General features: G+C 38.1%; 12 protein-coding genes and 3 tRNA genes. 9 read left to right on the top strand and 6 right to left on the bottom strand.

What is annotated here, in order from left to right; all coding sequences use genetic code 11:
- Positions 1-4 precede the first annotated feature (4 nt).
- Entirely contained in the window at positions 5-241 is a 237-nt protein-coding gene (locus BQ5341_RS08860) for a thioredoxin family protein (protein WP_048720939.1), read from the top strand.
- Between the two features lie 273 nt (positions 242-514).
- On the opposite strand, the gene BQ5341_RS08855 is transcribed toward BQ5341_RS08860, so the two are convergent.
- The gene (locus BQ5341_RS08855) at positions 515-1,327 is read right to left on the bottom strand and encodes a helix-turn-helix domain-containing protein (protein ID WP_048720937.1); all 813 of its coding nucleotides are present in this window, start codon (positions 1,325-1,327) and stop codon (positions 515-517) included.
- A gap of 161 nt (positions 1,328-1,488) precedes the next feature.
- Here BQ5341_RS08855 and BQ5341_RS08850 point away from each other — a divergent pair, with 161 nt between their 5' ends.
- The 3 genes from BQ5341_RS08850 (at position 1,489) to BQ5341_RS08835 (ending at position 4,328) form a co-directional block, all read left to right on the top strand.
- Complete coding sequence (locus tag BQ5341_RS08850) at positions 1,489-2,721, top strand: replication initiation factor domain-containing protein (RefSeq protein WP_071131629.1); 1,233 nt, start codon at positions 1,489-1,491, stop codon at positions 2,719-2,721.
- Between the two features lie 141 nt (positions 2,722-2,862).
- Positions 2,863-3,066 (top strand): DUF3173 domain-containing protein, encoded by a 204-nt coding sequence (locus tag BQ5341_RS08840; protein ID WP_071131628.1) that lies wholly within the window; start codon positions 2,863-2,865, stop codon positions 3,064-3,066.
- Between the two features lie 59 nt (positions 3,067-3,125).
- A complete protein-coding gene (locus tag BQ5341_RS08835) occupies positions 3,126-4,328 on the top strand; it encodes a site-specific integrase (RefSeq protein WP_071131627.1) in 1,203 nt (400 codons plus the stop codon).
- Between the two features lie 435 nt (positions 4,329-4,763).
- Here the strand turns inward: BQ5341_RS08835 and BQ5341_RS08830 are convergent, their stop codons facing one another.
- Together BQ5341_RS08830 and BQ5341_RS08825 are read right to left on the bottom strand one after the other, a co-directional pair.
- The gene (locus tag BQ5341_RS08830; protein ID WP_071131626.1) at positions 4,764-6,560 is read right to left on the bottom strand and encodes a glycerophosphoryl diester phosphodiesterase membrane domain-containing protein; all 1,797 of its coding nucleotides are present in this window, start codon (positions 6,558-6,560) and stop codon (positions 4,764-4,766) included.
- A gap of 94 nt (positions 6,561-6,654) precedes the next feature.
- Complete coding sequence (locus BQ5341_RS08825) at positions 6,655-7,239, bottom strand: TVP38/TMEM64 family protein (RefSeq protein WP_205408756.1); 585 nt, start codon at positions 7,237-7,239, stop codon at positions 6,655-6,657.
- Between the two features lie 343 nt (positions 7,240-7,582).
- Here BQ5341_RS08825 and BQ5341_RS08820 point away from each other — a divergent pair, with 343 nt between their 5' ends.
- From BQ5341_RS08820 to BQ5341_RS08800, 5 genes are all read left to right on the top strand, one after another.
- A complete protein-coding gene (locus tag BQ5341_RS08820; RefSeq protein ID WP_071131624.1) occupies positions 7,583-8,191 on the top strand; it encodes a TetR/AcrR family transcriptional regulator in 609 nt (202 codons plus the stop codon).
- 69 nt (positions 8,192-8,260) lie between these two features.
- Entirely contained in the window at positions 8,261-9,001 is a 741-nt protein-coding gene (locus BQ5341_RS08815) for a metallophosphoesterase family protein (RefSeq protein ID WP_071131623.1), read from the top strand.
- Positions 9,002-9,016: 15 nt separating this feature from the next.
- On the top strand, positions 9,017-11,176 hold the full coding sequence (locus tag BQ5341_RS08810) for a Tex family protein (protein WP_071131622.1): 2,160 nt from the start codon (positions 9,017-9,019) through the stop codon (positions 11,174-11,176).
- Entirely contained in the window at positions 11,169-11,615 is a 447-nt protein-coding gene (locus tag BQ5341_RS08805; protein ID WP_071131621.1) for a SprT family protein, read from the top strand. Before BQ5341_RS08810 ends, BQ5341_RS08805 begins: the two co-directional genes overlap by 8 nt.
- Before the next feature lie 157 nt (positions 11,616-11,772).
- On the top strand, positions 11,773-12,678 hold the full coding sequence (locus BQ5341_RS08800) for a magnesium transporter CorA family protein (RefSeq protein ID WP_071131620.1): 906 nt from the start codon (positions 11,773-11,775) through the stop codon (positions 12,676-12,678).
- Positions 12,679-12,725: 47 nt separating this feature from the next.
- Here BQ5341_RS08800 and BQ5341_RS08795 read toward each other — a convergent pair.
- From BQ5341_RS08795 to BQ5341_RS08785, 3 genes are all read right to left on the bottom strand, one after another.
- Positions 12,726-12,808 (bottom strand) — tRNA-Leu (locus tag BQ5341_RS08795).
- A gap of 29 nt (positions 12,809-12,837) precedes the next feature.
- Positions 12,838-12,919 (bottom strand) — tRNA-Leu (locus BQ5341_RS08790).
- Between the two features lie 88 nt (positions 12,920-13,007).
- Positions 13,008-13,080: transfer RNA gene (locus BQ5341_RS08785), tRNA-Gln, on the bottom strand.
- Positions 13,081-13,082 lie beyond the last annotated feature (2 nt).

Here is a 13,082-nt window from a genome sequence, read left to right as displayed (position 1 = left end):
AATTATGGAAATCAAAATTGTAGGTCCAGGTTGTAAAAACTGTCAAAAGTTAAAAGAAAATGTAGAAACAGCAGTGTCGGAGTTAGGCATTACGCCGACAATTACAAAAGTCGAAGATATGGCTGAAATCGTGAAAGCTGGTGTGATGAAGACGCCAGGACTGATTATTGATGATAAATTAGTCGTTAGTGGCCGAGTTGCAAAACCAAAGGAAATCAAGGAGTTATTGCAAGAGGCTTAAAAGAGATCAAAGATAGATAAATCACTGAATGCTTGGAGATATTCGAAAGAAGCATAAAATAATACTGTAAAGACAAACTCCAGGTCGGGTTTCGCCACAAGCGAATTACCCGATCTGGAGTTTTGTCTATTGCAGGGAGGCGCAGCCGGACTGCATGAATAAAGCCCCCGGTTCTAACAGGGGGCTAACAAAGAACAGGAAACTGGGACAACTACCCATTTGGGAGTGTCCTAGCAGTGTTTTCTTTGTCACATGCTTATAGAGCTTGTCACTTTATTTTGATGATGGATACGCTGCGTTTAACAGACGTTCTTTCTCGACTTCCATCACGAATGGTAGATAGAGATATTGCTGTTCTAGTAGGTATTGATTGTCCTCTGTGTACTGATAAGAAGCGGTTTCTTTTGAATAGACCAACGGAGCAATTCGCACATCGCCGGTTGATTGATTGATTGAGTATAGAAGAATGGCCTTTTCTACTAGTTTCTTTGGCAAATGTTTCCCAAAATAGGAATAGGATTCTTGATTTGCTAAATAGACGAGTAAGCGATCCACACTAAAGTTGGAGAAGGTAAAGGGCATCATGTGCAGAATATGATTTTGATTGTCATGGTGTAAATAGAGCTGCGCTTCTTTACCAAAATTAGTTGAACCAAGGTAAAGCCGCTTTTTCTCGTCGATACATTGGAAAGTAAACTGATCTTGTTCAGTTGGTGGAACGAGGTTTGTAATAAAAAATTCAACCATTCGATCCATTTCTTTTTCACTGACAAGATCTGCTTGTTTCAGTTCGTCTACTATCAGTCCTTCAATCTTAGGATCAAGCTTACCTGCCTTCTTTTGAAGCATTTCTAAAATGTATTGGTTTTCTTGCTCACCATACAAAAGATATTCGTTGGTGACATGGCCTATTTCTGCAATTTGGTGAAGGGTTTCGGTTTTTGGAAGGTTAATCCCACGTTCCCAGTTATTGACTGTACTTCGCGGTAAATCACCAATTAGTTTGCCAAATTTCTCCATACTCAACTTTAACTCTTGGCGAATCTGCCGAATTCGATTGCCAACTGCTTGCTTGTCTATCTCCATGAAAACTCCTCCTCATGATGAGTTCTTAAATTCAGTATACGCTTGTACTTAAAAAAAGTCAAAATGTATTGACTTAAAATAAATACAGGCGTACAATCGATTTGTACTTAAAATAAGTCTGATGGTTCTTTGACAATTTAATAGCAGAAGGAGGTTTTTCTATGAACCAAGTCAATCAAAATGATCTCGGGGAAGCCATTCGAGTTTCTCGAGAAGAAAGGGGGTGGACCCAGCGATATTTAGCAGAAAAAGTGGGGATTTCGAGATCGTTATTATCGAAAGTAGAAAAAGGAACGAGACAATTAAGTGCAGAAAAATTGACTCTTATACTGGATAGTTTGCAAGAAGAGGTTGTTCCAGTTAATCGTGTTTTGATTGATTATCTAACCATTCACTTTTTCTCGAATCAACATTTAAAGTTGATTGAAGAGATTATTGGCATGCCTATTGAACGCTTTGAGGAATTGGATTATGCACCAAAGGGCTATATTGGGCAATATGTTTGGAATCAAGTAATCACGATTCGGTATTCCATTGACGATACGGTAAAAGGAACCGTAATGGAGTTTTCAGGTCAAGGCTGTAAACATCTTGCCATGCGTTTGAAAACCGCAAAATCAAACTGGCAAGAGTTCTTCCGTAAGGTATTAGATTATCAGGGAAACTTTACACGGATTGATTTTACTTTAGATGATTTTGTGGGGAGTCTCAGCATTCCAGAACTAAAGCGTAAAGTAACACTAGGCCATGTATGGACCACGTTTCAAGTGAGTGAATCTCATGGCGGGACGGATATCACAAATAATGAATCAAATGGCGAGACCTTGTATTTAGGCTCAAAGAAGAGTCAATGTCGCTTTTGTTTTTATCAGAAGGATTATGAACAACGAAAGCGAAGAGGAATACCACTTGAAGAGGCAGAAGTGAAAAATCGCTTTGAACTACGGTATCGAAAAGAGAAAGCACAAAGCTTGGCAAAGATTATTTCAAGATCCCATGATTTAACCAAACTGTTCTTTGAGTTACTTAATGGAGCAATTTGTTTTTATGACCGTGATCCAAATGATCCAGATGCAAAAGTCGATGCCAAATGGGCAGCCTTTATTGACAATCGTGGCGCAATCACTATTTCTTTAGAGACAATTCCTCAAAGCTTTGAGAAAAGTATGAATTGGTTAATTCATGGTGTTTCGCCATCGCTAGCTTTTATAGCACAAGTGGATCAAACGTTTCATTCTTCCTTGTTGTCTTTGATTATTGAACAAGGAGAAATGAATCCAAGACAGATTAAACTTCTCCAAAATATGAAGGCAGACCCAGAATATTATCAGGAGGAGGTTGAGTATTATGAACGAAAACTACAAAGTATATCAAATGAGAAAACAAGCTACTAAAAAAGCAAAGTACTGCTTACACAACAAGTTGTGCAACGTACTCCGCCTCGACAAGACGAGTATAACACAACCATTGAATGAGAAACAATTGATTATAAAGAGGATTAATTTAAAAGGAGTAAAGTATCAGGGGGTGAGAGAATGGAAACAAAATGTGATTTCATGGTAAATCGTGCAGTTTTGATAGAGATGGGCTTTAAACCTAGTCAAGCTGCACGAATGATTAAAGAGAGCAAAACGTATCTTGCAAGGGTTGAAGGTATAGATTTTTATAACAATCGCCAAGTTGGTGTGGTGCCATCTCGAGTGATTGAACATCTTTTCCACGTTCAAGTTGCGGAATAAACAGTACAAGCGCGGTACAATTAAAGTAGCTTTTCTCGAGTATAGAGAGGAATGGTACGATGCCAAAAATTAAAAATATTTATCAAGACAAAAAAACAAAAAAATGGTTCTTTCGAGCATATCTAGGTATAGATGAAAATGGAAGAAAGGTTCAGAAGACTAAACGAAGCTATGCTTCACAAAAAGATGCCAAAATTGCTTATGACAAGTACATGGAAACACATGATTTTAACAAGACAGTTCCTAATCAACTGTGTTCTACCAATCAAATGACTTTCGAAGAGTTTTACAAGGATAGGTTTGTAAAATGGTATGAGAGACAGGTGAAAAGTCAAACATATGAGAATGCGCAATTTATATTCGAAAAGCGAATGCAGTTTTTCTATCATTTTCGTGTTCGAGATATTACAAGTCACGATATTGAGGATTGGCTATTTGAACTAAGCCAGACAGAGTCACGTAATTCACGGAAAAAAGTCAATGGCGAAACGTTATCAAAGTCTTATATCAATCGGATTCGGGGACACTTAAAGATTGTATTGGATCGGGCTGTTAAAGAGGGGGTGATTGCTAAAAATCCCGTTGAAGATGTTTCTTCGCTTCCCTCTGAGAATAAGAAAGTTGAGTTTTGGGAACACAGTGAGTTTCTAAAAGTGATGAATGAATTGAAGGACGATAAGATTCAAACCCACCATCGGAAGATTGTGTATGAAATGCTCTTTTATACTGGCATTCGGATTGGAGAACTTGAAGCTTTGTCTTGGTCAAATGTAGATTTCGAGAAAAACACGATAACGATTGAGAAGACACTAATTTATAATACAAAAAATGATTGGCACTTTTCGACTCCAAAAACTAAATGCGCTTATCGAACAATTGGGATGGGAAAGAAACTTTCATTAAAGCTCAGACAGTGGTATGACTTGCAAAAACGTATTGGAAATTTTGAATATGTTGCTCAGTTGGACGGAACCTTTACGCCACCTTATTCTTTTGCAAACTGGTTAAAAGAAGCTGCTAAAAAAGCGGGCGTCAAACCGATTAAGCTTCACGCGCTACGACATTCTCATGTTGCATTTCTGATTGAGCAGAACATTCAACCGCTCTCGATTCAAGAACGATTGGGCCATGCGAATATCCAAATCACTTTAGGAACTTACGGTCACTTATATGCGAAGTCAGATCAACAAGTGGTAAATGCGATTGATAATGTTCAAGAGGGCGCTATTCTTTCAAAAAATGACAATTTATTACCAGTCTGAGTTTTCCACTGCGCTACCAGAAGACAGACAAATGCTTTTGTACCAGTGCTTTTGGTTGAGTTGCTCCTGTTTAAGATGTATCGGAAATAAAAAGTTACAGATAAAAAGAGCACTGAACGGAAAAATTTCTTTTTCGTTCAGTGCTCTTTTAAATTTTTTTTGGAGTTGAAAGTGGTTTGTCACGATCTTGATGAACGGTGTGAAAAAAACTGTGGCTAGGAGAATAGATAAAATTTTTAAAAATCTAAAATCGGGATTTTTAAAATTTTCCTAATTCTCTAAGCCCCAGAACGTTTTTTGTCATAACCTTGGTTTAAACGGTGTGAATTGCGCAATTCCTAGGAAAATAGATGAAAAGCCTCCTGATTGCTTTGCAATCATCCTCCTTTTCCCTAATTTTCTACGGAATGAAACGCGCAATTTACAACCTTGGTTTTACCCAATCCCAATCCAAAAGTAGAGTAGTTTATCGGCGTAGGATTGTTTTTCGGGAATCGTTTCTAGAGAATTTTTTAATAAAGTTGTTTCGTCAGTAATTACACCATTTGCACCGTAATACACGACGCGCTCCATGGTGGTGGCGTCATTGATATCCCAGGAAATTACTTTTTTTCCGGCATCAGTGGCTTGTTTGACAAATGATTGATTTAAAGTGGTATGTTCCACCGCTAAAAAATCGGCGCTTGTTTCAGGAACGCCAGCAATATTAAAAGGTAGCGTGTAGCCGGTGGTGAGTTCTGGAGCTAAACGTTCTACTTCTTCCACGGTATTGAAAGTTAAACTTTGGACCCAAGAACCGTCAGCCGACAATTGTTTTTCATAAAGCGCCAAAAAATCGGCCACCAATTCTGGTGAGTCATTGGGCGTTGTTTTTATTTCGACAATTAATTTTTGGTCAAGTTCTTCGGCTTTTTTCAAATAATCATCGAAGCTAACTAAGAGCGCCGACTGGCCATTTTCAGTGGCTGTTAAACTTGTTGCTTGCTCTAAAGTCATTTGATCAATGACTAAATTTTTTCCCGTCAGATTTTTCAAATTGCGATCGTGGACGACCACGAATTTGCCGTCAATTGTTTGGAAAATATCCATTTCGACAAAATCTGGTTGACTGGCGGCGGTTTTTTCTAAAGCATCTAAAGAATTTTGGAGGCCATTACTATGATCAACGCCGCGGTGGGCAATGACCAGCGGAGGCGAAAAAGTCAGATTTTTTAAAGTTTGAATATTGGAGACAATATTATTGGCTGCTAGTCCAAATAAAATCAGCACAAGACCAATATTTTGCCAGCGGACATGGGTGGAGTTTGGCGTGACTTTTTTAGTCGTTGCGAAATGTTTTGGCAAAAGTCCATCTTGTTGTAATTGATTTTCCACAATAAAAAACAGCAGCGCCGACAAGAGAACACTTTGCAATAACGATAAGCCGTGCAGTTCGGTTAATAAAAAGGCGGCGACAATGGCGGCGTGTTGCGGCCATAAATTTTCTACGACTTGTTGGAAGGAAACGGTTAAAAGGAAAATAAAGCCCACCACCGCTAGAATGGCCAAATATAAAGTTAAAATTTTGGTTAATAGTGGCAAAAAGCGGCGGCGGGTTTGTTGCCAAGATTTTTTGATGGCCGCCCCAACTGAAATATTTTCCAAAACGAAAAATACAATCACATAGACGAGGCGCAGCGCCAAATACAAACTAATTAAATAAACAATAATAAATCCGGTCACGACCAAATATCGTTGTTGAAAAATAAAATCTAAAATAAAAGATGGAATCTGGATTTTAGCTAATAATTCTGAGTGAAATCCTAATCCTGACAAAGGAAGCAGCACTAGAAAATAACCAAAGAAAAAAATAAGTTTCAAAGGTGTTGTGCGGCGGACTTTTTGCCAGCTGAGTCCTAAAATTTGAATGACGCTGGGAACTTTTTCGTTCAAAATAAAATAAATGCTGAAAATCAAAAAAGTGAACTCAAAGTAAACGACAAATAAAAGGAGGATAACTAACAAGATGAGACAAGCAAAAACCACCCCGTGTTGCGTAACAATTGTCCCTAAATTGTCAAAAGATAAATAAGGAATTTCCCCATTTTGTAAAACGAAGCGCAATAAAAAACGCAAAGCCGGCAGAAGCACTAGAAGCATTAAGGCATGGATCACAATTAAATCTCGTAAATAGTGTCGGGAATTTTTCAAAAATAAACCCGTTGTTTGTAAACTTTGCCAAAAAATTTTCATGGGAACCTCCTTTGCGCTCATTGTAAGCAAATTTCATAAAAAAAAGCAAGCGTGAGGTCACGTTTGCTAAAATATTTTCTAATTTTAATTTCGTTTAAGATAGAAGTTGGATAAGCCATTGTCCGCCATACAGTAAGCAAAAACTGTAAATCGCAATGGAAAGTGGTTTGCCTAGCATAATAATGGCTGCGAATTTTTTAAATGTCATTTCCGTTAGACCAGCGATTAAACACAGGGCGTCATCAGGCGCCACCGGAAAAAAGATGGCTAAGGCAAAAAGTTTATCGAAACGTTTCTGATTTTTGATATAGCCGATATATTTATTGTAAGTTTTTTCGGAAATTAAATTCATAATTAGCGGTTTGCCAAAGCGGCGGGCCAAATAAAAATTCACCATTGAGCCTAAACAAATGCCGATATAGTTGTAAACAAATCCCCAAACCGGTCCGAAAATTAGAACGCCAGCCGCCAGTGAAATCCCACCAGGAATAATCGGAACGACGACTTGAATCAGCTGAATTAAAATAAAAAACAGCGGGGCAAAAATACTTGCTCGACCAATCGTTAATTGAAATTGTTGGAGATTATCGAATAGACCAAGATGGTACCAGTAAATCGCTAAGGCAATCGAGGTGATAAGTCCGGTAATGGACAATAGGTTAATTAGTTTACGGCTCATATTTTGGGTCACGGCTAACGCCTCCTTTAACAACATCATCATAACAAAATTTCACAGCTTAGAAATCCGACTTTAGTCCAGTTTTTTTATACTACCAATTTTTTTAAAAACTGACCAGTTTTTTGGCCAACGAAAAAATATTTTAAGCAAATATTAAAACAAAAAATAAGCCTCGATATCAATTAACCAACAACATTCTTTATTTTTTAAGAAATTTTAAATGCGCTACCAGTTGCAGCGAAGTCCGAGAATAATAGGTTTGAAAAAATTTTCCGAGATTTTTGTCTTTCATAAAAAAACATGCTACAATTCAATAGTAAATGAAAACGATTGGAGAGTCATTATGTCAAGACGGAAATTGATTACGCGGGATGCGATTTTAAATGCTGCTTATAAAGTGGCGATTAACGACGGTATCAGTGAATTAACTGCGCGCGCGGTTGCCGATAAGGTGGGCTCTTCCACTCAACCAATTTACGCAGAGTTTAAAAGTATGAAAGAATTGAAATTAGAAGTCTATGAACGGATTTTTACTCATTTAGGAAAGACTGTGTTTTCCACGGAACGCTCCGGCGATGCAGTAATTGATCTTTGCCTAAATTATATTCGTTTTGCTACTACTCAGCGGCGCCTATATTATTCCTTGTATGTGGATCCAGGCACGGATGGCGAAAAAACGCGCGAATTTTCGCGGGATTTATTTATGTCCTTAATTGAAGCTGATGAAAATTATCATGTATTAACTTCTGACACTAAACATTCACTTTTTTATGGGACTTGGGTCACGGCAACCGGAATTGCTACTTTGATTTCTTCAGGCGCCTTGCATCCATCTGAAAATGAAATTACTGAAATGATTAAAACGACAATCGACTCACTGGTGATTTTAGACCATCCATTAATTGCACCGATTAGAGACAATGAAAATGATAGTGAGAGAAGCAGTGACTGACCTCATCAGTCACCACTGTTTCTTTTTTTTGGCGTAAAAATAGTTTATGATAAAAATGAGGTGGAAGAAATGGAACTAGTTTATGTGATTAGCGATGTGCACGGCTGTTATGATTTAATGGAACAAGCGTTGGAAAAATTTGACCCGGCCACTATGCAACTAGTATTGATTGGCGATTTAATGGATCGCGGTCCAGACAGTAAAAAAACTTGGCGTAAAGCTCTTGAACTCGTTGAAAAATACGGCGCGATTTATTTAAAAGGAAATCACGAAGATATTTTAGAAAATTTTTTGCAAAATCCAGCCGACCGCCTAGATAATTATTTGCGTAATGGGGGCGAAGTGACGATGGAAAGTTTCATGCACCCGGGAGTTCTCGGCGAATATTCCATTGAAGAGTTAGCTGTTCTTTGGCAAAATTATTATCCGCAACTTTTACCAAGTTTGCAAAATCGCCCTTATTATTATGAATTTGGCGATTTTATTTTTGTTCATGCGGGTGTCGATCTGACTTTAAATAATTGGAAAGAAACGAGCTTACATGATTTGATTTGGATTAGGGAACCATTTCATCTTGGGAAAAATAATACGGGAAAAACGATCGTCTTTGGTCACACGATTACGCCGCATTTGCATGGGGATAATCAGACGACCAATCTTTGGCAAAGTGATCATAAGATTGGCATTGATGGCGGAGCTGTTTATGGTGGAACGATGCACGGTGTTTTATTTTCTAAGGACAAGCTGTTAAAAGATTATCAGTTTGGACCGCTTGAAGATAACACGTCAAATGACAGCGCGCAATTTTAAAAAACGGAGGATTTCATGGAGACAACTGATTTATTAATTAAAGAACTATCAACGATACCAAAAGAAAGTATTTTGGGGACTTTAAAATTATTGGAAGAAGGCAACACGATTCCTTTTATTGCCCGCTACCGAAAAGAAGCTACCGGGAATTTAGATGAAGTCGAAATTCAAACGATTGCTGAGCGAAAAACGTATTTAGATAATTTGGAAAAGCGCAAAGAAGAAGTGTTGCGGATTATTTCTGAACAAGAAAAATTAACGCCAGAACTCGAAAATAAAATTAAAAACGCCCAACAATTAAATCAAGTGGAAGATTTGTATTTGCCATTTAAACAAAAACGCCGCACGAAAGCGACGATTGCTAAAGAAAATGGGTTAGAACCTTTGGCGGCAAAAATTTTGGCCCAAACTTTTGGAGCGCTTGAAGTGTTGGCAGCTGAATTTGTAACTGAAGAAGTGCCCACTATAGAAGAAGCGCTAGCTGGCAGTGTGGAAATTATTGCAGAAAGTATTTCTGAAAATGCCCAATATCGCGATGTGATTCGGCGCCGGACCCAAAGAAAAGCTCTTTTTGCGACCACCGTTAAAGAGGTGACAATTGATGAAAAAGGTGTTTACGAAAATTATTATGACTTTAAAGAACCTTTAGCAAAAATGTCCTCCCACCGCGTGTTGGCCACCAATCGCGGGGAAAAAGAAGGCGTCTTGAAAGTTGAACTAATTGCGCCAGTACCAGAAATTATCGATTACTTACAAGAAAAATTAATTAAAAACAATTCCGAAAGCGCCCAGGTGGTAGACGATGCCATTAACGAAGCGTATAAACGGTTTATCGGGCCCGCTATTGAACGGGAAATTCGTAAAGAATTAACAGAAAAAGCCGACGACCAAGCGATAAAAATTTTCGGGGAAAACTTGAAAAATTTATTATTGCAACCAGCCCTAAAAGGTAAGATTGTTTTGGGCTTTGATCCAGCGTATCGCACCGGTTGTAAATTAGCGATTGTCGATGAAGCTGGAAAAGTGTTGGACATTGATGTCATTTATCCGCATAAACCAGCCAATGATGCCAAACGAAAAGAAGCCAAAGTAAAATTCAAAAAACTTTTACAAGAATTTCATGTAGAAATGATAGCCATTGGAAATGGTACCGCCTCTCGTGAATCAGAAGAATTTGTCGCTGAAATTTTAAGCGAAATTCCTGAAGAAATTTATTATTTAATTGTTTCTGAAGCAGGCGCTTCGGTTTATTCAGCTTCCAGTGTGGCGCGGGCGGAATTTCCTGATTTGCAAGTGGAGCAACGCTCAGCCGTGTCCATTGCAAGACGGATTCAAGATCCACTAGCCGAACTTGTGAAAATTGATCCCCAAGCGATTGGAGTGGGGCAATATCAACACGATTTGCCGCAAAAGAAATTACAAGAACAATTAGGTTTTGTTGTGGAAACTGCTGTTAACCGAGTAGGCGTGAATTTAAATACCGCCAGTGCCGAATTATTACAATTTGTAGCTGGACTTAATAAAACTATCGCCCAAAATATTTTGACTTACAAAGAAGAAGAGGGCGTCTTTAAAAGCCGAAGCCAACTTAAAAAAGTGCCGCGTTTAGGACCGAAAGCTTTTGAACAAGCAGTAGGATTTTTGCGAATTCCAAATGGAAAAAATCCATTAGATGCAACCGGTATTCACCCAGAAAGTTATGCCGCTTGCAAAAAATTATTGGAAAGCCTCAATCTTTCAGCGGCCGACCTAGGTACGCCAGAATTAGTCGAAGCTTTAAAAGAAATTAATATTCAAAAAACGGCAACTGAATTAGAAATTGGTGCGGTTACTTTACAAGATATTATTGAACAATTGCAAAAACCCGGACGCGATGTGCGGGATGATTTGCCCCAACCAATACTAAAAAAAGGAATTGTTAAAATCGAAGACTTGCAACCGGGCATGGAAATGGAAGGCACCGTTCGAAACGTCGTCGATTTCGGAGCTTTTGTTGATATTGGCGTCAAACAAGATGGACTAGTTCATTTATCCAAATTAGCCAAAAACTTTGTCAAACATCCAACAGATGTCGTGGCAGTCGGCGATGTGGTGACCGTCTGGGTGGAACAATTCGACGCCAAACGTGGACGGATTTCTTTAACTATGGTGCCACCGAAAAAAGAAAATGACTAATCAACAACTGCAAGCTTTAGTGGAAGAAATTTCGCTATCGTCCTTCCATCAACCATTTGTTCATCAAGCGATTTTTAATTCTCGTTTAAAAACGACTGGCGGACGTTATCATTTAAAAGACCATCATTTGGATTTTAATCCCTTGATGTTAGATTACGGCCAAGAAGTTTTTGCCAATATTATTAAGCATGAATTGTGTCATTACCATTTGCATTTGGCCAAAAAAGGCTATCAACATAAAGATGCCGATTTTAAATGGCTATTAAAAGAAGTCGGCGGCTTGCGCTTTGCTCCAAGAAGTGAAAAAAGTACGCCAACTGCTAAAAAAAATCATTACATTTGCACTAGTTGTGCTCAAGAATATTGGCGAGTCAAACAAATTAATACGAAGCGCTATGTCTGTGGCCGTTGCCATGGTCTGCTTAAAAAATGTTCATAAGTTAGCAAAAAGTCCACTCAAAAAATTTGGGTGGACTTTTTTTTGAAAATTTAGGGCGCTCCGATAAAAAAATGTTATAATCGTTTAGGCTAATGACGGAAGAATATTTAGCGATAAAATTAGGCTATTTACGTATAGCCTAGTGGGAGGTACTTAGATGATTACAGAAAAAAAGTTTGGCGATGGACAGAACTATTGGATGAATATCAATTCCGATCATCTGAATGAAGATTTGGACTTATATAAAGCTTACGGCATCGACGAAGAAATTATTTCTTACGCCATGGATAAAAATGAGCGCGCCCGGATTGAATACGATAGCGAATCTACCACGTTTACTTTAATTTATAATGTTGCCAAAAATACGAAAATCAATAATCATTATAAGACGACGCCAATGACTTTTTTGGTTAAAAATAAGCGCTTGATTACTATTTCAAATAGCGGAAATGCCCATATTGTTCAAGCCATAGAAGATTATTTAAATAAAAATCCGGAGATTTCTATTTTCAAATTTCTTTTTTCGAGTTTGTTTATTATTTCTGATAATTATTTTCCAAAGATTGAAGAGATGAACAAAGAGCGCAATTATATTAATGATATGTTGAAAGAAAAAACTACTAAGAAAAACTTGCTGGCTTTATCGGATTTAGAAACCGGGGTCGTTTATTTTGTTTCGGCCACTAAACAAAATACTGTTTTGCTAGAACAATTAAAAAAGAATCCGATTTTTCAAACGTTGGACGATATTGAAAAAGAGCAGTTAGAAGATACGTTAATTGAAGCTAGCCAGTTAGTAGAAATGTCGCAATTAGCCTCGCAAATTTTGCAACAACTTTCCGGCACGTACAATAATATTTTGAATAATAACTTAAATGACACCATGAAAACACTAACCGTTCTTTCAATCTTGCTTACCATTCCAACGATTGTTACTGGATTTTTTGGAATGAATATGCCGCTGCCGCTGGAAAATAATATTTTAGGCTGGATTATTGCCATTGGGATTAGTGTAATCGGCTGGTTCGTTCTTTCCTTTATTTTGCATTTTGTTTTGAAATAAACGTAAAAAAGAGATTCCTGACCTCAGTCAAGAATCTCTTTTTATTATGCGGAAGATGGGAGTCGAACCCACACGAGCTATTGCCCACAACGACCTCAACGTTGCGCGTCTGCCATTCCGCCACTTCCGCAAGTGGATAAATCTTAAAAAGTTGGTTAATGCGGGCGGTGGGACTCGAACCCACACGATTTGTGGTCACTGCCACCTGAAGACAGCGCGTCTGCCATTCCGCCACGTCCGCTTAACAAGAATAAATTTTACGTGAAATTTACGCATTTGTCAAAACTTTTTTTATTTTTCAGAAAAAATGACAAAATTTCCTAAAAAAACTGGGATAGCAGGGTTCGAACCCGCAATACCAAGAATCAGAATCTTGTGCCTTACCAATTTGGCTATATCCCAAT

The sequence above is a fragment of the Enterococcus timonensis genome (assembly GCF_900104595.1).
Lineage (GTDB): Bacteria > Bacillota > Bacilli > Lactobacillales > Enterococcaceae > Enterococcus_J > Enterococcus_J timonensis.
Note: the sequence above shows the minus strand (reverse complement) of the source record. Positions and strands in the feature narration are given on the sequence as shown.

What these genes read in the sequence shown, in the direction of transcription:
- BQ5341_RS08860 (WP_048720939.1), top strand. Translation starts at nt 5, where the DNA reads ATGGAAATCAAAATTGTAGGTCCAGGTTGTAAAAACTGTCAAAAGTTA.
- BQ5341_RS08855 (WP_048720937.1), bottom strand. Translation starts at nt 1,327, where the DNA reads ATGGAGATAGACAAGCAAGCAGTTGGCAATCGAATTCGGCAGATTCGC.
- BQ5341_RS08850 (WP_071131629.1), top strand. Translation starts at nt 1,489, where the DNA reads ATGAACCAAGTCAATCAAAATGATCTCGGGGAAGCCATTCGAGTTTCT.
- BQ5341_RS08840 (WP_071131628.1), top strand. Translation starts at nt 2,863, where the DNA reads ATGGAAACAAAATGTGATTTCATGGTAAATCGTGCAGTTTTGATAGAG.
- BQ5341_RS08835 (WP_071131627.1), top strand. Translation starts at nt 3,126, where the DNA reads ATGCCAAAAATTAAAAATATTTATCAAGACAAAAAAACAAAAAAATGG.
- BQ5341_RS08830 (WP_071131626.1), bottom strand. Translation starts at nt 6,560, where the DNA reads ATGAAAATTTTTTGGCAAAGTTTACAAACAACGGGTTTATTTTTGAAA.
- BQ5341_RS08825 (WP_205408756.1), bottom strand. Translation starts at nt 7,239, where the DNA reads ATGAGCCGTAAACTAATTAACCTATTGTCCATTACCGGACTTATCACC.
- BQ5341_RS08820 (WP_071131624.1), top strand. Translation starts at nt 7,583, where the DNA reads ATGTCAAGACGGAAATTGATTACGCGGGATGCGATTTTAAATGCTGCT.
- BQ5341_RS08815 (WP_071131623.1), top strand. Translation starts at nt 8,261, where the DNA reads ATGGAACTAGTTTATGTGATTAGCGATGTGCACGGCTGTTATGATTTA.
- BQ5341_RS08810 (WP_071131622.1), top strand. Translation starts at nt 9,017, where the DNA reads ATGGAGACAACTGATTTATTAATTAAAGAACTATCAACGATACCAAAA.
- BQ5341_RS08805 (WP_071131621.1), top strand. Translation starts at nt 11,169, where the DNA reads ATGACTAATCAACAACTGCAAGCTTTAGTGGAAGAAATTTCGCTATCG.
- BQ5341_RS08800 (WP_071131620.1), top strand. Translation starts at nt 11,773, where the DNA reads ATGATTACAGAAAAAAAGTTTGGCGATGGACAGAACTATTGGATGAAT.